Source organism: Arthrobacter sp. KN11-1C (genome assembly GCF_052180225.1).
GTDB lineage: Bacteria > Actinomycetota > Actinomycetes > Actinomycetales > Micrococcaceae > Arthrobacter.
In genome coordinates this window covers 2,193,519-2,215,339 of the sequence record NZ_CP197467.1, presented here as the reverse complement: position 1 = coordinate 2,215,339, position 21,821 = coordinate 2,193,519, and the positions used below count along the sequence as shown (strand labels likewise).

The following is a 21,821-nucleotide window of genomic DNA, read 5'->3' as shown; positions in this document are numbered from 1 at the left end:
GCCACAAGCTATGAAGCCATATCAATGAATAGGAGACACCCGTGTCAGATGCCCAGCAGATCACCCTCATCGTCGATGGCGAAGAGACCAAGGTGACGGAGGGGACCACCGGCGCGGAACTCTTCTTTGAGCGCCGCGACGTCGTCGTTGCCCGTGTCGACGGCGAACTCAAGGACCTCGACCAGGTGCTGCCCGAGGGCGCCCAGGTTGACGGCGTCACCATCGATTCGCCGGATGGCCTGAACGTCCTGCGCCACTCCACCGCGCACGTCATGGCCCAGGCCGTGCAGCAGCTTCGCCCGGATGCCAAGCTCGGAATCGGCCCCTACATCACAGACGGCTTCTACTTCGACTTCGATGTTGCCGAGCCCTTCACTCCGGAGGACCTGCGCCAGCTCGAGAAGATGATGCAGAAGATCATCAACCAGAACCAGAAGTTCGTGCGCCGCGTCGTCACCGAGGACGAAGCCCGCCAAGCCATGAAGGACGAGCCTTACAAGCTCGAGCTGCTGGGCAAGAAGAACGACGCCGCCGACGCCGGCGAAGGCGTCAACGTCGAGGTGGGCGCCGGGGACATCACTATCTACGACAACGTGGACCGCAAGAGCGGTGACAGCGTCTGGTGCGATCTTTGCCGCGGCCCGCACCTGCCCAACACCAAACTGATCTCCAACGCCTTCGCCCTGACCCGCTCCTCGGCGGCGTACTGGCTGGGCAACCAGAACAACCAGCAGTTGCAGCGTATCTACGGCACTGCCTGGCCCACCAAAGACGCGCTGAAGGCCTACCAGGAGCGCATCGCCGAAGCCGAGCGCCGCGATCACCGCAAGCTCGGCGCGGAGCTGGACCTGTTTTCCTTCCCGGATGAGCTGGGTTCCGGCCTGCCGGTATTCCACCCCAAGGGCGGGATCATCCGCAAGGCGATGGAGGACTATTCGCGCCAGCGCCACGTCGACGCCGGGTACGAGTTCGTCTACACCCCGCACATCACCAAGGGACACCTCTACGAAGTTTCCGGCCACCTTGACTGGTACAAGGAAGGCATGTTCCCGGCGATGCACATCGACGCGGAATTGAACGACGACGGCACTGTGCGCAAGCCCGGCCAGGACTACTACCTGAAGCCGATGAACTGCCCCATGCACAACCTCATCTTCCGTTCGCGCGGACGCTCCTACCGGGAACTGCCCCTGCGGCTCTTCGAATTCGGCTCCGTGTACCGCTACGAGAAGTCCGGTGTCGTCCATGGGCTGACCCGTGTACGCGGCATGACACAGGACGATGCCCACATCTACTGCACCCGCGAGCAGATGAAGGACGAGCTCACCACCACCCTGAACTTCGTCCTCGGACTGCTCAAGGACTACGGGCTGGACGACTTCTACCTTGAACTGTCCACCAAGAACGAAGACAAGTTCGTTGGCGAAGACGCAGCCTGGGAAGAAGCCACCCGTACCTTGGCCGAAGTAGCCGAGGCCTCGGGGCTGGAACTGGTCCCGGATCCGGGTGGAGCCGCATTCTACGGTCCCAAGATCTCCGTGCAGGCCAAGGACGCACTGGGCCGCACCTGGCAGATGTCCACCATCCAACTGGACTTCAACCTGCCCGAGCGGTTCGAACTGGAGTTCCAGGCCGCCGACGGCACCCGCCAGCGCCCGGTCATGATCCACCGCGCGTTGTTCGGCTCGGTGGAGCGGTTCATGGGCGTCCTGACTGAGCACTACGCGGGAGCATTCCCCGCATGGCTTTCGCCCGTGCAGGTGGTTGGCATTCCGGTGGCGGAGGCGTTCAACGACTACATGTTCGACGTCGTTGGCCAGCTCAAGGCTGCGGGTATCCGTGCCGAGGTGGACATTTCCTCGGACCGTTTCCCGAAGAAGATCCGCACCGCCAGCAAGGACAAGATTCCCTTCGTCCTCATTGCCGGCGGAGAAGACGCAGAGGCAGGCGCAGTCTCGTTCCGGTTCCGTGACGGCAGCCAGGACAACGGCGTGCCCGTTGCCGAGGCCGTCCGCCGGATTGTGGACGCCGTCAAGAACCGCGAGAGCTGACGAGTCGGACACCTCGGGGGACAGGAAACAGTGCAGGAGAACACGGGCGTGACAGCTGACTATCCGGGCGATGCCGAAGTGACTGACGACTTCGGTCTGGCAGGTGTTCCTGATGCCTTCCAACGCCTGTGGACCCCGCACCGTTTGGCCTACATCAAGGGCGGGCAGAACCAGTTCGATAACGAGGACTGCCCGTTCTGCGTGGCTCCAAGCCGCACGGATGAGGAATCTCTGATCGTGCGCCGCGGCAAGACCTGCTACGTGGTGCTCAATTTGTTCCCGTACAACCCTGGCCATTTGCTGGTGTGCCCGTACCGGCATGTTCCGGACTACACGGACATCACGGTGCAGGAAACCGCGGAAATGGCGGAACTTACGCAGACCGCGATGCGGGTGCTGCGAAAGGTGGCCAACCCGAGCGGCTTCAACCTGGGCATGAACCAGGGTGTAGCCGGCGGCGCGGGAATCGCCGCCCACCTGCATCAGCACGTGGTTCCGCGCTGGGGTGGGGACGGGAACTTCTTCCCGATCATCGCCCAGACCAAGGCCATCACCCAGACCCTCGCGGAGGTCCGGCAGCAGGTGGCCGACGCGTGGCCGGAGGAATCGGAACTATCCGGGGAGCCGGATGCTTAATCGGCACGCCCGCGGGTTCTTCACCGGGCTGTTCTCGCCCCTTGCCCGATTCCTGCTCAAGGTGGGGGTCTCGCCCGACGCCGTCACCGTCGTCGGGACCGCCGGAGTAGTCCTCGGCGCCCTGATTCTCTACCCCCTCGGCCAGCTTTGGTGGGGTTCGCTGCTGATCGCCATATTCGCGCTATCCGACGTCGTGGATGGCATTATGGCGCGGGAGCAGGGACGAAGCGGTCCGTGGGGAAACTTCCTCGATTCGACGCTGGACCGATTGGCCGACGGCGCCATTTTCACCGGCGTCGCAATCTGGTTTTTCACGGGCGGCGGGAACAGCGCGATAGCCATCGCGTCCCTGGCATGTCTGGTGCTCGGGATGGTGGTTTCGTACGCCCGCGCCAAGGCTGAATCTCTGGGCTTCTACGCCAATGTGGGCATCGCCGAGCGCGCGGAGCGGCTCATCTCGGTGCTCTTCGTCACCGGCCTGACCGGACTCGGCCTGCCTCCCGTCGTCTTGCTGGCGACCCTCGTCATCCTCGCCGCCGCCACGGCAGTCACCGTCGTCCAAAGGATGGTGGCCGTCCGCGAACAGGCGATGGCAGACGTCGACGGCGGGACGCCCGCTTAAGCGGGCGTGATCACTTTGCTGCCCCGGCGCGTTTTGTGCCGGGGCACGGTCGTCTCCGGGTGGGTTTATGTCCGGGTGGGTCTGAAGTGGTGGTTGCGTCGGGGTGTTTGGCGGGGGTCGAGGTGGGGTGGGGGTTTGAACCATGCCGTGCCGTTGTCCAGGGTGATGGTCCAGTGTTCTTTGTGGATGACGTGGTGGTGGTGGCTGCAGAGCAGGGTGCCGTTGTCGGTGCTGGTGGTGCCTTTGTTGGACCAGTAGGTGATGTGGTGGGCTTCGCACCAGGGTGCGGGGATGGTGCAGTCGGGGAAGGCGCAGCCTTGGTCGCGGGCGATGATGGCTTTGCGGATGTGGGGCGGGAAGATCCTGGTGGTGCGGCCGATGTCCAGGATGCGGCCTTCGCTGCCGAGCAGGACGGGGATGATGTCGGCGTCGCAGGCGATTTTGCGGATGGCCGTGGGGTGGATCGGGCCCTGGAAGGTGGACGAACCGCTGCTCGGGCGGGGGCTTGGAGCGGCGGGGGATTCGTGTTCGAGGCGGTCGAGCAGGTCGCGGTAGTCGATGGTCACCATGACCTGCGGCCGGAGACCACCGTTGGCAGGCAGTTCGCCGGTGGCCAGGGCCACGCTGCAGGCGCCGACGAGCCCGTCGAGGAGTTTCTGGGGACGGGAGCGCCGGTCCAGGGCGGGGTGAGCGCCGGGGTGCGCGCCGTCGTCGTCGCCGCCCGGATCGGTGTCCACTGAGTCCGTGGCCTGTGCTCCGTCACTGCCGGTGTCGCCGTCGTCGCTGCCGGTGTCGGTGCCGGCGGGGTGTTGGAGGCGGGGGTTGGTGGCGGTGTTCATGGCGGTGGTGAGGGTTTCGAATTGTTCGGCGGTGGCGAAGATTTCCAGGTGGTGCAGGCCGTGGCGGGGTTTGCGGATGAATGCGCCTTGGCGGTGGCGGAGTTCTTCTTCGCTGGGTTCGGTTCCGTCCTGGTCGATGGCGTCGACCCAGCGTTTGGCTATCCGGTGCACGAAGTCGGGATCGCTTTCGATGGCGGTCCGGGTCAGGGAGTGTTCCATCTGGCCGGCGGTGTCCGGGTCGGCGTGGTGGCGTACCTGGTCCAGGGCGGTGCTGATGAGGGTGGCCGAGCGGGACGGCACGGCCGCCGCGGCGAGGGCGGCGGCGAGGACCGGGTGCCGTGCGGGGAGGTCTTGTCCGGTGATTCCTGTCTGCGGGAGCACGCTTTCGGCCAGGGTGAGCCGGCGCCTGGCTTCGCTGATGCCGATCCGCAGCCTGGCGCGCAGGAATTCGGCGGCGTTCCGGTAGCCGTCGTGGACCGGGTCGGCGGCTTCGGCGAGGCAGGCCGCGGACCCCGGCGAATCTGCCGCCGCCGCGGCCGTGGTCGCCATGCCGGCTGTGGTTGCGGCGAGTTCGGTCCAGCCGGTCCTCCACCCCGGAGCCGGAGAGGCTTGCCGTGCCGCTTGCGCTTCGCTGCGCGTCCGTTCCACGGCCCGGGCCGCGACGATCTGCAGGAACTCCACCGTCCGGGCGATCTCCTCGACCTTGCCGGCGAACTCCGCGGCTTCAGGGAAGCCGAACAGGCCGGTGTCGGCGAGAGCGGCTGAACGCAGCGCATCCATCACCGCCAGTGCCTGACCAAGACCGCCTGCCGACGACGGCCCGCCGGCTGCCGGGCTTTCGAACTGCGCTGCGTTGTGGAGCTGGGCCGGGCTTCCGAACTGCGCTGCGTTGTGGAGCTGGGCCGGGCTTTGGAACTGGGCCAGGTTCTGGTGATGCTCTGCGAAGTGCAGCTGGGCAGCGTATTGGACCTGCGCATGGCGGGCGGCGACGGGCTTGAGGCCGCGGGACAGTCGCCCCTGCGACGGGATCCCGCCGTCGGGCGCGGCCGCACGAGGTGCCGTGAGTTGACCGATGCCTTCCATGACTAAACCCTGTCACGAGGCTCTGACAATTAAGCCCCCAGGCTGCCACCCGGCGTCGCGAAAAGCGAAAACAAGGAAAACACGTCCCAAGTACTAGCTGTTGAGGTCCCAACGAACCCGGATCGCTTCGGCGATGGGCCAGTGCTGCATCCACAATTGGCGAAGACAGACTCCCGCGCTTCACCCCGCCAACCAATCTGCCGCCGTCAATGCACCTGAAGTATCCGCGACACGCGGGACCCATATCACCCTGTGCGCGAAGCCCCGCCAGTCCCGGCGGAACTGCGTGGCGGAGGCGGGTAACCAAGTACGACGGGCACAGTGCAGGGGACTAGTATTGAAGTTACTTGGTCAATGTGACCTGGAAATCCGGTGTGCGCTGTGTGTGGCCCCTGTCCGCCTGCGCCCCGGCCAAGGTCTTCTATCTACCCATAGGGGTTTTTGTGTCTACACCTGATGTAAGCAACGAAGCCGGTTCGTCCGCAGCCAGCGTTACGGGCAGCAGCCGCGTCAAGCGCGGTATGGCCGAGATGCTCAAGGGCGGCGTCATCATGGACGTCGTCAACGTCGAGCAGGCCCGCATCGCCGAAGATGCCGGTGCCGTGGCCGTCATGGCGCTCGAGCGCGTTCCCGCCGACATCCGCGCCCAAGGCGGCGTGTCTCGCATGTCTGACCCGGACATGATCGACCAGATCATCGCCGCCGTGTCCATCCCCGTCATGGCCAAGGCCCGCATTGGCCACTTCGTCGAGGCGCAGGTCCTGCAGTCCCTCGGTGTTGACTACATCGACGAGTCCGAGGTCCTGACCCCGGCCGACTACACCCACCACATCGACAAGTGGAACTTCACCGTTCCCTTCGTCTGCGGTGCCACCAACCTCGGCGAGGCTCTGCGCCGCATCAACGAGGGCGCGGCCATGATCCGCTCCAAGGGCGAGGCCGGCACCGGCGACGTCTCCAACGCCACCACCCACATGCGCCAGATCCGCGCCGAGATCCTTCGCCTCTCCACCCTGCCCGAGGACGAACTCTACGTCGCGGCCAAGGAACTGCAGGCCCCGTACGAACTCGTCAAGGAAATCGCCGCTACCGGCAAGCTCCCCGTCGTTCTGTTCACCGCCGGCGGCATCGCCACCCCGGCCGACGCTGCCATGATGATGCAGCTTGGCGCGGATGGCGTGTTCGTCGGTTCGGGCATCTTCAAGTCCGGCAACCCGGCCCAGCGTGCTGCCGCTGTCGTGAAGGCCACCACGTTCTTCGACGACCCCGACGTCATCGCCAAGGTCTCCCGCGGCCTGGGCGAAGCGATGGTCGGCATCAACGTCGAGGAAATCCCCGAACCCCACCGCCTCGCCGAGCGCGGCTGGTAAATCCCGCTCTCTTGGCGCGCCGGACGGCGCTGATCCCCGCGTTCACTTGGCGCGCCGGACGGCGCTGATCCCCGCGTTCACTTGGCGTGCCGGACGGCGCTGATCCTCGGCCTGCTATTCCCCGCGACTCGCTGCCGCGGCTTTGCGGCGGCGAGGGGCGTGGGCCCTTTTACGCAGGCGGCCGGATCACACCGCCCGACGCCGTACGACGCCTTGCGGGGCCGGATCACACCGCCCGACGCCTTGCAGTCAGTAGAAGTACGCCGCCGGTCGGTCACCTTTTCGGTGACCGGCCGGCGTCGTGCGTTAACCCAACTAACTCGCAGTTGTTGTCGCTCTGAGGCTCCAAAACGACAGCAACTGCGAGTTAGTTGGGTAGACCCACAGGCTACTCGAGGCCGCGGCGCTTGAGGAGCGGCTCGAGGGCGGCATCGCGGCCACGGAGCGTGCGGAACGACTCCAGCGGATCGCGGCTGTTGCCACGGGAGAGCAGCTCCGAGCGGAATCGTTCGCCGTTCCCGCGCAGCAGTCCGCCGTTTTCCGTGAACCAGTCCACCGTTTCCGCGTCCAGCACTTCACTCCAGATGTAGGAGTAGTAGCCGGCAGCGTAGAAGTCCCCGGCGAAGATGTGCTGGAAATACCCAGTCCGGTACCGGGGCGGTATGAGGGAGTGCGCCACGCCTGCGGCTGCCAATGCTTTCGCTTCGAAGTCCTGCGCGTCCTGCGGAACACCGTCGACGTCCAGGACGTGCCAGGCCAGGTCCAAGAGGGCGGCGCCGAGATATTCCGTGGTCGCGAAACCCTCGCCCCACAGCTTGGACTCGTTGAGGCGGTCAATCGTGTCCTGGGGGAGCGGCTCTCCGGTCGCATAGTGGCGGGCGTAGTTGCCGATGATTTCCGGCCACATGATCCACATCTCGTTGACCTGCGACGGATACTCCACGAAGTCGCGCGGCACCGAGGTGCCGGAGAACCGTGGATACGTGACGTTCGAGAAGAGTCCGTGCAAGGCATGGCCGAACTCATGGAACGTGGTCCGGACCTCGTCCAGGGTGAGCAGGGTCGGTTCTCCGGCCGGCGGTTTGGAGATGTTCAGGTTGTTGATGACCACGGGCATGGTTCCCAGGAGTGCTGACTGTTCGACGAGCGAGTTCATCCACGCGCCGCCGCGCTTGGAGTCCCGCGCGTAGTAGTCGCCTAGGAAAAGGCCGAGCTCGGAGCCGTCCTCGTTTCGCACCTCCCAAACCCGGACGTCGGGGTGGTACCCCTCAAGGTCTTTCCGCTCGTGGAAAGTAATCCCGAAGAGGCTCGTAGCTGCGAAGAAGACGCCGTCCACGAGTACCCGGTCCAATTCGAAATAGGGCCGCAGCAGCTGTTCGTCCACCTCATACCGCTCCCGCCGGACCTTCGAGGAGTAGTACGCCCAGTCCCACGCTTCCAACGGGTGCCCCGCGCTCTCCGCCAAGGCAGCCGCTTCGGCGTCGGCGTTGCGTATAGCGGCAGGGGCGAGGCGGTTCAGCATCGTCTGCACGGCCGCGAAATCAGGAGCGGTCTGGCGTTCCAGGACGAGTTCGGCATAGTTGCCGAACCCGAGAAGGCCCGCCTTCTCGGCCCTCAAACGCGCCATCGCCTTCGCCAGCTCCATGACGTCCAGGCTGCCGCCGTCGCTGCCTCGCGCAATGGATGCCTCATACAGGCGGCGGCGAAGCTCGCGGTTGTGCAAAGAAGCCAGAGCAGGCTGGTTGCTCGGCTGTATGAGGGTCAGGAGGTATTTCCCCTCGTGCCCGGCAGTGCGTGCTGCCTCGGCGGCGCTGGCGATGTCGTCCGCGGGGAGTCCGGCAAGCTCCGTGGCGTCCTCCACCAAAAGAGCGGCGGCCTTCATGGCTTCCTTGACGCGTTGACCGTAGTCCGTTCCCAAACGGGAGAGCTCCGCGTTGAGGCTCTTGAGCTTTTCCTGGTCAGCCGGGTCGAGCTGGATCCCCGACTGCCGGAATTCCCTGAGGTACTCCTGGACCAGCCGGAGGGATTCGTCATCGAGCCCTGAGGTGTCTATGGCTGCGAATCGTTCGTACAGTCCGCGATTGAGGTAGACCGCGTCCTGGTGGCTCGCAAAGCGGGGGGACAGCTCGGTTTCGAGTTCCCGGATGGCGTCGGAGGCGTCGGCGGAAACCAGGGTGAAGAAGGCTGCGGCTGCCCGCTCCAGCAGGCGGCCGGAGCGTTCCATCGCCACCGCCGTGTTTTCGAAGGACGCAGGATCCGGATTGTCCACGATGGACTGGATCTCGGCCAGGTGTTCAGCGAGGCCCGCATCCACGGCTTCGGCGTAGTGGCTGTCCTGGATCGTTGCGAAGGGCGGCAATCCGAAGGGAAGGGTACTCGGCTCCAAGAGAGGGTTCGTCATGAAGCAACCCTTTCATGCAAGGTCCCCGCCCACAACGCTTTTCCTCGTGTTAGCGCGGCCGCCGCGCCGCATGTTCGCGCGCGAGGCGGGCGAAGTCGTCGTCGGGCGTTCCGGGGACGAAAGCACCGTACTTGCGTTCGACGGCGGTCCGGATCAGGAAATCGGCGATGGCAGGATTCTTGGGCAGCAAGGAACCGTGCAAGTAGCTGGCAACAACATTTCGGTGCCGGGCGCCCTCGTGGTTGTCCTTGCTGTTGTTGCCGGCACCTTTGGACACGGTGCCGAGGGGCTCGACGCCGGGGCCTAGCGAGGTCTGTCCGCTGTGGTTTTCGTAGCCGAGGATTTCGCCGAACTCGGACGAGGTGAGGGTGACGTTTCCGATGAGGCGTTCGTCGGTGCCCACCGTCTCGACGTCGAGGATGCCGATGCCCGGGATGACAGGCCCGCTCTTGGTCTTGAAGAACCTGCCGAAGAGTTGGTAGAGCCCGCAAATGACCAGCATGGGCGTTCCGTCATCGGCCATGCCGCGGAGCTGCTCGGCGCGTGCCTGGAGATCTTCCTGGATGACGATCTGGCCGCTGTCCTGTCCGCCGCCGCCCACAATGAGGTCGACATCCTCGGGAAAGTCGTCGCCCACGTTGTATTCGAGGAGTTCAGGCGTGTAGCCGTGCCAGAGCAGGCGCTGCCGCAAGACGAGCGCATTTCCCCAGTCCCCGTAGATGTTCATCTCACGGGGATACAGCTGCAGGACCCGGATGGTGCCCTTGCTGGCGTGGAGGGCGGTGTCTTCGGCCGGGGTCATGAGACCACCTCTACTGTGGTGATTTTGGAGAGTTCGCGCCGGATGGCCAACATTGCGGTGTAGGTGCAGAACACACGTTTCGGCTTGCCCGCCGACCCCCGGATGAATGAAGCCAGGGCCGCAGGAATATCTGTGTCGACCGATCCGAAGCGGACCTCGTCGTACTGCAGGCGCAAGGCCATGTCGTAGGCACGGACGCCGGTGAGGACCTCGACGCCTTCCTCCCGCAGGGAATCGAACTCAACGTCCCAGAGCCACGACATGTCACGGCCGTCGGCGTAGTTGTCGTTGATCGCGATCATGGACGCGTAGCCCTTCGCCGGGAAGGACTTGAGGCCCAGCCGGAAACCACTCGGGTTCTTCACCAGGACCAGCTCGAGGGGCTGGCCGTCCACCGTCAGGCTCTCCCCGCGGCCGAACGCCGGGGCCACCTCGGAGAGCGCCTTGACGAGCTTCGCGGCATCGCCGGGCCTGCCGCTCGCCCCGGTAATGCTCCTGGCGAGCACCAACGCGGCGGCCGCATTGAAGATGTTGTAGACCCCGCGGAGTTTCATGTGCGTCGCCACCCGGGTTCCGTCGAACTCGAAGTCGGCGTCGTCGGCACCCACCCGGCGGAGTACGACGTCGGCCGCCGGGGAGGCGGGCACGTCACCGAGGGGGGTGGTTCCCGGAGCCGCGGCCCGCATGTCGTCGTCGTTCGGGAAGGTGCTCCGGAGCGATTCGTCCAATCCGAAGTAGAGCACCTCGGGGCCGCTGACTGCTGCCGCGATGCGGGCGACCCGGGGATCCTCGCGGTTCAAGACCACGGTGCCTGTGGTTCGCTCGGCGATGCGCTGGAGAAGCAACGCGGTAGCGTCGATCTCGCCGAAGCGGTCCAGCTGGTCCCTCAAGACATTGAGGAGAAGGCAGTAGCGCGGCGGCACTTTGTTCACGAAATGCACGGCATGTGCCTCGTCGAGTTCCAACACCGCGACGTCGGCGTCCAGCCTGCCGCGCCAGTCCACCTCACCGAGGAGTGCAGCTGCGACGCCGCGGGTGAAGTTGCTGCCCGTCCGGTTGGTGAAGACCTTAAGGCCTTGGCTTTCCAACAGTTCCACGACCATTTTGGTGGTGGTCGTCTTGCCGTTGGTCCCGCTCACCACAGCCACGCCGTGGGGGAGCGAGGAGAGCGTCCTCTGCATGAAGCCGGGGTCGATCTTCTCGACCACGAGGCCCGGCAAAGCCGAACCCCCGCCGCGAAGCCGGGACACAGCACGGACCAGCTTGCCGAGCGGAACGGTGAACGAAAACATGCTCTGTAATATATCCCAGTTGGTGCATAAACCACGCGCCGAGAGCGTGCTATGGGGTTGCCGGGGCGAGGCCTGCAGTGACGGCGCATTATGATGGTCGAATGACCAATCCCCCTTCCGAGGCGTCATCAAGCGTGGGCACGGGCCTGCGCATCGGCGTCCTCGCACTACAAGGCGATTTTCGTGAGCACATCCACGCCGTCGAAGCGGCCGGCGCCACCGGCGTCGGCATCCGGCGGCCGGCGGAACTCGACGATATTGACGGCCTCATCATTCCCGGCGGCGAGTCCACCACCATCGACAAGCTGGCGCGCATCTTCGAACTCGCGGATCCCATCCGTAAGCAGATCGCGTCCGGGCTGCCGGTCTATGGGTCCTGCGCCGGAATGATCCTCCTGGCCGACGACATCGCCGATCCCGCCACGGACCTCGCCGGGAACCCGCAGCAGACTTTCGGCGGGTTGGACATCACGGTCCGCCGCAACGCCTTCGGCCGGCAGCGTGAGTCTTTCGAAACCGACCTTGACTTCAAGGGCCTCGAGTTCAGCGCCGGCGAGTCCGGCGTCGACCCCGTCCATGCCGTCTTCATTAGGGGACCATGGGTGGAGCGCGTCGGTCCCGGCGTCGAAATCCTTGCCCAGGTGGAACCCGGAAAAGCCAGCCACACGGACACTTTGCACGGGTTGGCTAGAATTGTTGCAGTGCGCTCAGGTCGGTTGCTGGCCACCTCCTTCCACCCGGAAGTGACTGGGGAGAAGCGCGTGCATGAATTGTTTATTCGAATGATCAGAGGGGAAGTTTAAAGCATGTCAGGCCACTCCAAATGGGCGACGACCAAGCACAAGAAGGCCATCCTCGATAGCCGCCGGGCCAAGTCGTTCGCCAAACTGATCAAGAACATCGAAGTCGCAGCCCGCATGGGCGGACCGGACCTTGCCGGCAACCCGAGCCTGGAACTTGCCGTCACCAAGGCCAAGAAGACGTCGGTCCCCGCTGACAACATCGACCGTGCCATCAAGCGCGGAGCCGGGCTCACCGGCGAAGTGGTCGACTACACGGAGATCATGTACGAAGCCCGCGGCCCGCAGGGTTCAGCCCTCCTGATCGAGTGCCTCACGGACAACAAGAACCGTGCCGCCTCCGAGGTCCGGCTGGCCATCTCCCGCAACGGCGGCACCATCGCCGACCCCGGATCCGTGAGCTACCTCTTCACCCGCAAGGGCGTCGTCAACCTGCCCAAGAACGGGCTCAGCGAAGACGACATCCTGATGGCCGTCCTCGACGCCGGCGCCGAGGAAGTCAAGGACAGCGGCGACAACTGGGAAATCCACTCGGAACCCACCGATCTGCAGGCCATCCGCGAAGCCCTCAAGGAAGCCGGCATCGAATACGAGACGGACGAAGCTGAGTTCGTCCCGTCCATGCAGGTACCGCTTGACCTCGACGGTGCCAAGAAGTTCATGAAGCTCGTCGACGCCCTCGAGGATCTCGACGACGTCCAGAACGTCTACACCAACGCTGACATGAGCGAGGAAGTCCAGGCTGCGCTCGAAGCCGAGTAATGCTTTTTGCGACATAGCCTGACAACGCACAGGGAGGCCCGGACTTGACTCTTCGCGTACTAGGAGTCGATCCGGGCCTCACCCGTTGCGGCATCGGAGTGGTGGACGTCGAACGGAACAGACGCGCCACCATGGTGGCCGTCTGCGTCGTGGGAACCTCCCCGGAACAATCACTGGACCAGCGCTTGCTGGTCATCGCCAAGGCCATCGACGAATGGCTCGACCTGTACAAGCCGGACGTTCTTGCGGTCGAACGGGTCTTCTCCCAGTTGAACGTCAGCACTGTCATGGGCGTGGCCCAGGCGTCCGGAGTGGTCATCGCGGCGGCAGCGCGGCGCGGCATCCCGGTGGCGCTCCACACGCCGTCGGAAGTCAAAGCCGCCGTCACGGGAAGCGGCACCTCCAACAAAGAGGCGGTGACCAAGCTCATCACCAAGATCCTGCGCCTGGACGCCCCGCCCCGTCCGGCCGACGCCGCAGACGCGCTGGCCCTCGCGGTCACGCACGCGTGGCGGGCCGGGAGCGGCGCCGCCGTGGCCACCACCGGACCGGGGAGCAGTGCGCTCACGCCCGCCCAGCGGGCATGGGCGGAAGCCGAAGCGAAAGCGCGCCGCGGCCGGTAATTGTCGGCGGCCCTTGCTAGGGTATTCGTAGATATGTTCGGATAGCCCCCGCGCTATAGATGCAATCGCAGCATGCACGGGGCAGTACTTCAGGAGCCGGGTCTTGATCAGTTTTCTCCGCGGAACCGTGGCACACGTCAGTCTCTCCACGGCCGTCATCGATCTCAACGGTGCCGGAATGAGCGTCTACGCCACGCCCCAAACCCTCAGCCACCTGCATGTCGGCGAGGAAGCGAAGCTGTTCACTTCGTTGATCGTCCGGGAGGACTCCCTGACCCTCTTTGGTTTCTCGAACGACGACGAACGGGAAGTTTTCGATGTCCTGCTCAGCGTGAGCGGGGTGGGACCGCGGCTGGCCCTCGCGGTCCTCGCCGTGCATGAGCCCGAGGCGATCCGGGTGGCCGCCCATTCCGGTGACGCCAAGTCATTCACCAAGGTGCCAGGGATCGGGCCGAAGGTAGCCGGCAGGATCGTCCTCGAGCTTGCGGGCAAGCTCGTGCCCCACGGCACCGCTCCGGGGGCCGCCCCCGCCGTCGCTGCCGAGTCCGTGTGGAAGCCGCAAGTGGTGGCTGCCATGACGAGCCTCGGCTGGTCGGAAAAGGACGCCGCCGGAAGCATCGACAAGGCAATGGCCGATTCCCCGGAACTTGCCGACGCCGGCAACGTCGCCCAGATCCTGCGAGCAACCCTTCGCTGGCTTGGGCAGGACGGCGCCCGTGCCGGAAACCGGGTAGGCAGCCGTGGCTGAGCAATCCCTCGTTACCGGGGGAGAGGAACCCGAAGAGCGCATCATCGAGGCAGCACTGCGCCCGAAGAACCTCCACGACTTCGTAGGCCAGCACCGCGTCCGCAAGCAGCTCTCGCTCGTGCTGGAAGCCTCGAGAATGCGCGGGCGGAGCGCGGACCACGTCTTGCTTTCGGGCCCCCCGGGGCTCGGGAAGACCACGCTCTCCATGATCATCGCAGCCGAGATGAACGCTCCCTTGCGCATCAGCAGCGGGCCGGCCATCCAGCACGCCGGAGACCTGGCGGCCATCCTCTCCTCGCTTTCGGAGGGTGAAGTCCTCTTCCTCGATGAAATCCACCGAATGTCCCGGCCCGCAGAGGAAATGCTCTACATGGCCATGGAGGATTTCCGGGTGGACATCGTGGTGGGCAAGGGCGCCGGCGCCACTGCCATTCCGCTCGAGTTGCCGCCATTCACCCTGGTCGGGGCCACCACGAGGGCCGGACTCCTGCCCGGACCGCTGCGTGACCGCTTTGGTTTCACAGGGCATCTGGAGTTCTATTCCGTGGCGGAGCTCGAACTCGTGCTTCGCCGCTCGGCCGGACTGCTTGATCTCAAGGTCAACTCGGCCGGCTTCAGCGAGATCGCGGGCCGTTCCCGTGGAACTCCGCGTATCGCCAACCGACTGCTGCGCCGCGTCCGGGACTGGGCCTTGGTTCACGGCATCGAACAGATCGATGCGCGTGCCGCCTCCGCGGCGTTGGACATGTACGAGGTGGACCAGCGTGGATTGGACCGCTTGGACCGTGCGGTGCTCGAAGCCCTGATCCTCAAGTTCAACGGTGGGCCCGTGGGGCTCTCCACCCTGGCAATCGCCGTCGGGGAAGAGCCGGAGACCGTGGAAACGGTCGCCGAGCCGTACCTGGTGCGTGAGGGCCTCTTGGGCCGGACGCCGCGCGGCCGGATCGCCATGGCGTCGGCATGGACGCACCTTGGATATGCGGTGCCGCCAGGAGTGTTCGGACAGGACCCGCTCGCGCTGTTCGAGGACAACGAAAACGGCGCTGAAAGCATCGACACCGGCCGATAGCACGATCCATTCAGCTTAACCCTCTAGACTGGTATGACACTCGGCACGTTCGAGTCCTTGGTTCTGTGCCCGCCCGTCGGAGCATTGTGCGGCCACGCGGGCGAAAGCTCCACGGCCGCCGGATCCACCGGGCAGACATGGCCGTGAAACCAAAAACGTAAGTAAAGAACGGAACTTCCCTGTGGATCCAATGACAATCCTGCTGTTCGCCATGCTCGGCGTCTTCATCTTCATGATGTTCCGCCGCAACAAGAAGACGCAGCAACAGCAGGCCAAGCTGCAATCCCAGTTCGCCCCCGGTGTTGAGGTCATGACCAGTTTCGGCCTGTTCGGCCGAATCGTCGCGATGGACGACACTGAGAACAAGGTTGTCCTTGAGCTGTCTCCGGGCAACCTCGCCACGGTGCACCGCCAGGCCGTCACCAAGATCGTTGAGCCTGTCGAGGAAACCCCGGTAGACGTCCCGGACGACGCGTCGTCGCTGACGGGTGCTGATGCCGAGGCGTCGGCATCCCCGGAAACCCCGGAGGAAACCCTCAGGCGCCTCAACGACGAGGGCAAGAAGGACAGTTAGCCCGTACCCGCTCTACAAGCGGGAATAGCTCTACGGCAATGAATCGCCGCCGGCCTGCGCTCACAAGTGCACGTCGGCGGCTGTTCCGTCATCAACAGGAAGATCGAACATGGCACGAACCAGCCACAAAAATGCAGCCCGCAGGGTGCTGATCTGGCTTGTCGCAATATTCGCTGTACTGACAGCAGTCCTCGGGGGCGGCGTCATCACCGGTCACGCGAGCTGGGCTCCCAAGCTCGCGCTTGACCTCGAGGGCGGCACGCAAATGATCCTCGCGCCCAAGGTCGAAGGATCCACCGGCATCAACGAAGAACAGTTGAACCAAGCCGTCGCGATTATCCGCCAGCGCGTTGACAGCTCCGGCGTTGCCGAAGCGGAAATCACCACGCAGTCCGGCCGTAACGTCGTAGTGAGCCTTCCCGGGACGCCAAGTTCGGAAACCCGTGCCTTGATCCAGGCATCTGCCGACATGAACTTCCGCCCGGTGATCACCACCGGCGATCCCGCTCCCGTTCCGGTGGCATCGCGGACGCCTGATGCGAGCCTGCCCAAGCCCACGGCTGCGCCGACCAACGCGAGCGACAGCAACTGGGTCACGGCGGACGTCTACAAGGCCTTCGAAGCCCTGGACTGCGCCAACCCTGCGCAGGACAAGCAGCCGCGGTCGGATCCGGCCAAGCCTCTGGTGACCTGCGAGCCGGCAACGGCCACGACTCCTGCCGTCAAGTACATCCTTGGTCCGGTCGAGGTAAAGGGCCAGGACATCGTGTCGTCTTCCTTCGACCCCGTCCAGGGCGCACAGGGCTCGGTGACCAATGCGTGGGGCGTGACGATCACGTTCGACGCCAACGCCACCAAGACCTTCAAGGACGTGACACAGCGGCTCAACCAGTTCTACGTGGCGTCGCAGGCCCAGGGCGGCAACGACCCCAAGGCCCAGTTCGCCATCGTCCTCGATGACCAGGTCATTTCCGCACCGCGTGCCCTCGCCGTCATCACCGATGGCAAGCCGCAGATCACCGGCAACTTCACGCAGGCGTCCGCGCAGGCATTGTCGGACCAGCTCCGCTACGGCGCGCTGCCCATCAGCTTCGATATCCAGTCCGAAGAGCAGATTTCCGCAACCCTTGGTGGCGAGCAGTTGCGCCTTGGCCTGTTGGCCGGTGTGATCGGGCTCCTGCTCGTGGTGGTCTATTCACTGTTCCAGTACCGGGCCCTGGGCTTCGTCACGATCCTCTCCCTGGTGGTGGCCGGTGGACTCACCTACCTCGCGATCGCGATCCTTGGCTGGACGGAAAACTATCGGCTGTCGTTGGCCGGTGTGGCAGGCCTTATCGTGGCCATCGGTCAAACAGCGGACTCCTTCATCGTGTACTTCGAACGCATCCGTGACGAACTTCGTGAGGGCAAGGGCCTCGTGTCCGCCGTCGCGAATGGTTGGAGGCGCGCCAAGCGGACGGTCCTTGCCTCCAAGGCCGTCAACCTGCTCGCAGCCTTGGTGTTGTATTTCGTCGCCGTCGGAAACGTCCGCGGCTTCGCCTTCACCCTTGGCCTCACCGCGTTGGCAGACCTCCTGGTCGTGTTCATGTTCACGCACCCGACGCTCCAGGTGCTGGCCAAGACGAAGTTCTTCGGCGAAGGTCACCGCTTCTCAGGCCTCGACCCTGAGCGCCTGGGCGCCGTGCCGCTGTACCTCGGTGCCGGCAGGCTCCGCACGCCGACGGAGAAACCTGCCGTCGTCCGCGCCCGCAACACCGGTGCTGCCGCTGAAGCCGAGCGCCGCATGACTATTGCCGAACGTCGCCTTGCCGAAAAGCAAGCCCAGCTGGCTGGTTCTTCCAACGGCACCAAGGAGGAGAAGTAATGACCACGAGCTTCGCAAAGTTCGGCAACGAGCTCTACACGGGCAAGCGCTCTTACAACTTCGTCTCCAGCAAGAAGATCTGGTTCATCATCGCCGCAGTGGCGGTGGCGATCTCCATCCTCCTGCCGGTGGTCAAGGGCGGCTACAACCTCGGAATCGATTTCCGGGGCGGTTCCGAGTTCACGGTTTCCAACGTGAAGACCACCGATTCAGCGCCGGGTGAGAAGGCCGTCCACGACGTCGTACCCGGTGCGGTTCCGCGCGTCGCCAACGTCGCGGGTAACACCATGCGCATCCAGACGGACAAACTCAGCGATGACCAGACCGTCAAGCTCAAAACGGACCTCGCAAAGGTCTACGGCGTCACCGAAAGCCAAGTGACCTCGACCTTCATTGGCCCGACCTGGGGGCAGGATGTTACCAAGCAGGCCCTCATTGGCCTGGCGGTGTTCGTAGGCCTGGCCGCTCTCTTGATGGCGTTGTACTTCCGCACCTGGAAGATGTCGGTCTCTGCCCTCGCCGGCATGCTGGTGACGATGTTCACCACGGCCGGTGTCTACTCCTTGAGCGATTTCGAGGTGACTCCGTCGGCCATCATCGGCTTCCTGACGGTGCTTAGTTACTCCTTGTATGACACCGTGGTGGTTTTCGACAAGATCCGTGAAAACACCTCGGACATCACCACCTCCAGCCGTCGCACTTTTGCCGAAGAGGTCAACCTCGCCGTCAACCAGACCCTGGTGCGCTCCATCAACACCATGATGGTGGCAGTATTGCCGGTCGCCGCGATTCTCTTCATTGGTGCCGGACTGCTCGGCGCCGGCACGCTCCGCGACCTGTCCCTCGCGTTGTTCGTCGGCATCCTGATCGGTACCGCGGCGACGATCTTCATCGCGGCTCCGCTCTACGCCTGGCTGCGCCAGAGCGAACCCGAGCTGCAGAAGCAGGCCAAGAAGGTGGCTACCCGACGCACCGCAGCCGCCAGCTCGAACTCGGAAGCCGCGGCCGTTTAGCCTCGTTTCCACCTTGAAGGGCCGGTCACCGCTGAAAAGCGGTGACCGGCCCTTTTCGTTCCCGGCTCCGTCATCTGGGTACCGGTTCTTGGAGAGGTCACCGGCGGGAATAGACTGGGAGAATTAAGTCAGTCGTGAGAGGTGCTTTTGTGGAGGAACGTACGACGTCGGCGCCGCCGGCGGGCGGAGAGGACGGCCTGAGCCGCGTGCCCGGCACCGCAACTGCAGCTACGGGCAGCACCCTGGATGGTGTGCCCGTGGACAGCCCGGGCGTGCGCCCGACGTTCCCCGGACGGCGGGAGCGGACGCGCTCCAGGCTGGCGAAATTGACCGGACGGGGCGCGAGCACCTATTCGCCGATCCTCGAACCGCTGCTGCGGACGGTCAGGGCCAACAACCCCAAGGAAGACCTCGATCTGATCCAGCGTGCCTTCACGGTGGCCGAACGCAGCCACCAGGGGCAGAAGCGGAAGAGCGGCGATCCGTACATCACGCACCCCGTGGCGGTGGCCACGATCCTCGCGGAACTGGGGCTCACCGGAACAACCCTGGCCGCCGCGCTTTTGCACGACACTGTGGAGGACACTCCCTACACCCTCGCTGATCTGACCCGTGATTTCGGTCCGGAAGTCGCGATGCTCGTTGACGGTGTCACCAAGCTCGACAAAGTCCAGTTCGGTGAGGCCGCGCAGTCCGAGACCGTCCGCAAGATGGTTGTGGCCATGGCCAAGGACATCCGGGTGCTGATGATCAAGCTTGCGGACCGCCTGCACAATGCCCGCACCTGGCGATTTGTTTCCGCTGAATCGTCCGCACGCAAAGCACGCGAAACGCTGGAGATCTTTGCGCCGCTGGCCCACCGCCTCGGCATGAACACCATCAAATGGGAACTTGAGGATCTTTCCTTCGCCGCCTTGTACCCGAAGGTGTATGAAGAGATCGTCCGGATGGTGGGGGACCGCACTCCGGAACGCGAGAAGAGCCTGAGCGTCATCCGCAACCAGATTGCCGAAGACCTGCGTGTCGCACGCATCAAGGCCACCATCACGGGCCGCCCCAAGCATTACTACTCGATCTACCAAAAGATGATCGTCCGGGACAAGGACTTCGACGACATCAACGACCTCATGGGCGTGCGAGTCCTGGTGGACTCCGTCCGTGACTGTTATGCGGCTCTTGGCACCTTGCATTCGCGGTGGAACCCCCTGCCGGGGCGGTTCAAGGACTATATCGCCATGCCGAAGTTCAACATGTACCAGTCCCTGCACACCACGGTCATCGGCCCCGGTGGCAAGCCCGTTGAGATCCAGATCCGCACCCACGAAATGCACCGCCGCGCGGAGTATGGCGTGGCCGCGCACTGGAAGTACAAGGACCAGCCCAACCGGACCGCCGTCGGCCCGGGGAGCCCCAAGGACGGCGACATGGGCTGGTTGCGTTCGTTGGTCGATTGGCAGCAGGAAACCTCTGATCCGGGCGAGTTCCTGGATTCGCTGCGTTTCGAGATCAACGCCCGCGAGGTGTTCGTCTTCACCCCGAAGGGCGAGGTCATGGCCTTGCCGGCAGGATCGACGCCTGTGGACTTCGCTTACGCTGTCCACACCGAGGTGGGTCACCGGACCATAGGTGCGCGCGTCAACGGCAAGCTGGTACCGCTCAACAGCGAACTCAATCACGGCGACTGGGTGGAGATCTTCACCTCCAAGGCCGAAGGCGCAGGACCGAGCCAGGACTGGCAGCATTTCGTCAAGAGCGCCCGGGCCCGCAACAAGATCCGCCAGTGGTTCAGCAAGGAACGCCGCGAAGAGGCCATTGAGCGCGGCAAGGACCAGCTGACCCGGGCGATGCGCAAGCAGAACCTGCCCTTGCAGCGACTCATGACGCATGACGCCTTGTCCACGGTGGCAGAGGAGTTCCACTACGTCGACATTTCCGGCCTGTATGCCGGTGTGGGCGATGGGCATACTTCGGCGCAGTCCGTCATGGAAAAGCTCATGGAGCACCTCGGAGGCCATGAGACGCCCGATGAGGACCTCGACGAGGTCAGTATTCCCTCGCAACTCCAGAAGACCCGGTACTCGGACTCCGGCGTCATCGTCAGGGGCGTTGGGGATGTCTGGGTGAAGCTCGCCCGCTGCTGTACGCCCGTACCGCCCGATCCGATCCTCGGTTTCGTGACCCGGGGTTCGGGCGTGTCCGTGCACCGCACGGACTGCACGAATGTCTCGGATCTCCGTGACCAGCCGGATCGCATCGTCGAGGTCGAGTGGGCTCCGACCCAGTCCAGCGTCTTCCTGGTTGAGATCCAGGTGGAAGCACTGGACCGGAAGTCGCTGCTCTCGGACGTCACCCGCGTGCTGTCCGAAAACCACGTCAACATCCTGGCCGCTTCTGTGCACACCTCCAGTGACCGGGTGGCCATCTCCCGCTTCGCTTTCGAAATGGGAGATCCGAAGTACCTGCACCACGTACTCAGCGCTGTGCGCCGGATAGACGGCGTGTTCGACGTCTACAGGACCACGGGGAACCGCAGGAGAAGCTGAATCGAAGCATCTCAAGCGGCCTCCTTGGGTTGGAATGCCTCGGCGGTCGGCGCCTGAGCGCTTTCGGCCAGCGTGGCGAGCTTGCGTAGGGCAGCCTTTTTGTGGGGCACCCTCCCGGACGCTTCCACCGCGAGGGTCAAGAGCCGTAGCCGTACACCCAACTCGTCTTGGGAGAGCATCATTCGCAGCGCTGGCACGGCCCTGCTGGCTTCGACGTGTAGGGCCACGTCGACGGCCGTCCGGAGCGGACTGGTCACGAGCAGCCCGCCGATGCTGACCACGTCCAGTTGGCCTAGACGCACTTCGTGCAGGATGCAGCCGCGGGCCGAACGCAGGCTCGATATACGGTGTTTGGCGTCCACCAGGAGCGAAAGCTTTTCAGGGGCATCCGCACAACCATAGATCCAGGCTGCCGTCATGCGGCCTGCAATGACCTTCCTGCGAATACGGTCCGGAACCACCAGGGCGGCCGCGCGGGCGCGGAGCCGCGGCGTGACGACCAGTCCGGGCGGCGTGAAGCTCTTCTCGTAGAGCGGGGTCAGCACACCGTCCGCGGCCATCGATTGCAGCTCGGCCCACGTGAACAGCGCACTGGGGGCGTACAGTTCCTGGGCAGGGACGTCCTGTTGATGCGAAGGCGGTAATCTCGGGGCCATCCAGCAATCATTGCGTGGCCGCCGCAACGGCAACAGGCCCCGTCCTGGTTATGTGGATAACCGGGACGGGGCC

Annotated in this window: 18 protein-coding genes; 13 read left to right on the top strand and 5 right to left on the bottom strand. The window is 64.6% G+C overall.

What is annotated here, in order from left to right; all coding sequences use genetic code 11:
- The first annotated feature begins 41 nt into the window (after positions 1-41).
- The 3 genes from thrS to pgsA are packed head-to-tail and all read left to right on the top strand — an operon-like array spanning position 42 to position 3,309.
- Complete coding sequence (thrS, locus tag ACSBOX_RS10320) at positions 42-2,051, top strand: threonine--tRNA ligase (protein ID WP_442545887.1); 2,010 nt, start codon at positions 42-44, stop codon at positions 2,049-2,051.
- A gap of 30 nt (positions 2,052-2,081) precedes the next feature.
- Positions 2,082-2,687: an HIT family protein gene (locus ACSBOX_RS10315; RefSeq protein WP_415984083.1), complete on the top strand. Its 606-nt coding sequence runs from the start codon at positions 2,082-2,084 to the stop codon at positions 2,685-2,687.
- Entirely contained in the window at positions 2,680-3,309 is a 630-nt protein-coding gene (gene pgsA, locus ACSBOX_RS10310) for a phosphatidylinositol phosphate synthase (RefSeq protein WP_442545886.1), read from the top strand. Before ACSBOX_RS10315 ends, pgsA begins: the two co-directional genes overlap by 8 nt.
- Before the next feature lie 65 nt (positions 3,310-3,374).
- Here the strand turns inward: pgsA and ACSBOX_RS10305 are convergent, their stop codons facing one another.
- Positions 3,375-5,231, bottom strand: coding sequence for a DUF222 domain-containing protein (locus tag ACSBOX_RS10305; protein ID WP_442545885.1), 1,857 nt, complete (start codon positions 5,229-5,231; stop codon positions 3,375-3,377).
- 443 nt (positions 5,232-5,674) lie between these two features.
- Between ACSBOX_RS10305 and pdxS the strand changes: the two genes are divergently transcribed.
- A complete protein-coding gene (gene pdxS, locus ACSBOX_RS10300; protein WP_306959754.1) occupies positions 5,675-6,601 on the top strand; it encodes a pyridoxal 5'-phosphate synthase lyase subunit PdxS in 927 nt (308 codons plus the stop codon).
- Positions 6,602-6,989: 388 nt separating this feature from the next.
- Here the strand turns inward: pdxS and ACSBOX_RS10295 are convergent, their stop codons facing one another.
- The 3 genes from ACSBOX_RS10295 to ACSBOX_RS10285 are packed head-to-tail and all read right to left on the bottom strand — an operon-like array spanning position 6,990 to position 11,096.
- Positions 6,990-9,002 carry a M3 family metallopeptidase gene (locus ACSBOX_RS10295; protein WP_442545884.1) on the bottom strand — a complete coding sequence of 671 codons (2,013 nt, stop codon included), beginning with the start codon at positions 9,000-9,002 and terminating at the stop codon, positions 6,990-6,992.
- A 49-nt stretch (positions 9,003-9,051) separates the two neighbouring features.
- Positions 9,052-9,804, bottom strand: a complete 753-nt coding sequence (locus ACSBOX_RS10290; RefSeq protein ID WP_442545883.1) for a type 1 glutamine amidotransferase — start codon at positions 9,802-9,804, stop codon at positions 9,052-9,054.
- Complete coding sequence (locus ACSBOX_RS10285) at positions 9,801-11,096, bottom strand: MurT ligase domain-containing protein (protein WP_442545882.1); 1,296 nt, start codon at positions 11,094-11,096, stop codon at positions 9,801-9,803. Before ACSBOX_RS10285 ends, ACSBOX_RS10290 begins: the two co-directional genes overlap by 4 nt.
- 101 nt (positions 11,097-11,197) lie before the next feature.
- On the opposite strand from ACSBOX_RS10285, the gene pdxT reads away from it, so the two are divergent.
- From pdxT to ACSBOX_RS10240, 9 genes are all read left to right on the top strand, one after another.
- Positions 11,198-11,899, top strand: a complete 702-nt coding sequence (gene pdxT, locus ACSBOX_RS10280) for a pyridoxal 5'-phosphate synthase glutaminase subunit PdxT (protein WP_078108967.1) — start codon at positions 11,198-11,200, stop codon at positions 11,897-11,899.
- A 3-nt stretch (positions 11,900-11,902) separates the two neighbouring features.
- The gene (locus ACSBOX_RS10275) at positions 11,903-12,658 is read left to right on the top strand and encodes a YebC/PmpR family DNA-binding transcriptional regulator (RefSeq protein WP_078108968.1); all 756 of its coding nucleotides are present in this window, start codon (positions 11,903-11,905) and stop codon (positions 12,656-12,658) included.
- A 44-nt stretch (positions 12,659-12,702) separates the two neighbouring features.
- Positions 12,703-13,281, top strand: a complete 579-nt coding sequence (gene ruvC, locus ACSBOX_RS10270) for a crossover junction endodeoxyribonuclease RuvC (protein WP_236810689.1) — start codon at positions 12,703-12,705, stop codon at positions 13,279-13,281.
- Positions 13,282-13,384: 103 nt separating this feature from the next.
- Positions 13,385-14,029, top strand: coding sequence for a Holliday junction branch migration protein RuvA (ruvA, locus tag ACSBOX_RS10265; protein ID WP_284754937.1), 645 nt, complete (start codon positions 13,385-13,387; stop codon positions 14,027-14,029).
- Positions 14,022-15,098, top strand: a complete 1,077-nt coding sequence (ruvB, locus tag ACSBOX_RS10260) for a Holliday junction branch migration DNA helicase RuvB (protein WP_442545881.1) — start codon at positions 14,022-14,024, stop codon at positions 15,096-15,098. The genes ruvA and ruvB overlap by 8 nt, the downstream gene beginning before the upstream one ends.
- A gap of 190 nt (positions 15,099-15,288) precedes the next feature.
- A complete protein-coding gene (gene yajC / locus ACSBOX_RS10255) occupies positions 15,289-15,672 on the top strand; it encodes a preprotein translocase subunit YajC (protein ID WP_442545880.1) in 384 nt (127 codons plus the stop codon).
- 109 nt (positions 15,673-15,781) lie between these two features.
- Complete coding sequence (gene secD, locus ACSBOX_RS10250) at positions 15,782-17,536, top strand: protein translocase subunit SecD (protein ID WP_442545879.1); 1,755 nt, start codon at positions 15,782-15,784, stop codon at positions 17,534-17,536.
- Positions 17,536-18,549, top strand: coding sequence for a protein translocase subunit SecF (gene secF / locus ACSBOX_RS10245; protein ID WP_442545878.1), 1,014 nt, complete (start codon positions 17,536-17,538; stop codon positions 18,547-18,549). Before secD ends, secF begins: the two co-directional genes overlap by 1 nt.
- A gap of 149 nt (positions 18,550-18,698) precedes the next feature.
- Complete coding sequence (locus ACSBOX_RS10240) at positions 18,699-21,092, top strand: RelA/SpoT family protein (RefSeq protein WP_442546014.1); 2,394 nt, start codon at positions 18,699-18,701, stop codon at positions 21,090-21,092.
- Between the two features lie 11 nt (positions 21,093-21,103).
- Here the strand turns inward: ACSBOX_RS10240 and ACSBOX_RS10235 are convergent, their stop codons facing one another.
- The gene (locus ACSBOX_RS10235; protein ID WP_442545877.1) at positions 21,104-21,748 is read right to left on the bottom strand and encodes a hypothetical protein; all 645 of its coding nucleotides are present in this window, start codon (positions 21,746-21,748) and stop codon (positions 21,104-21,106) included.
- Positions 21,749-21,821 lie beyond the last annotated feature (73 nt).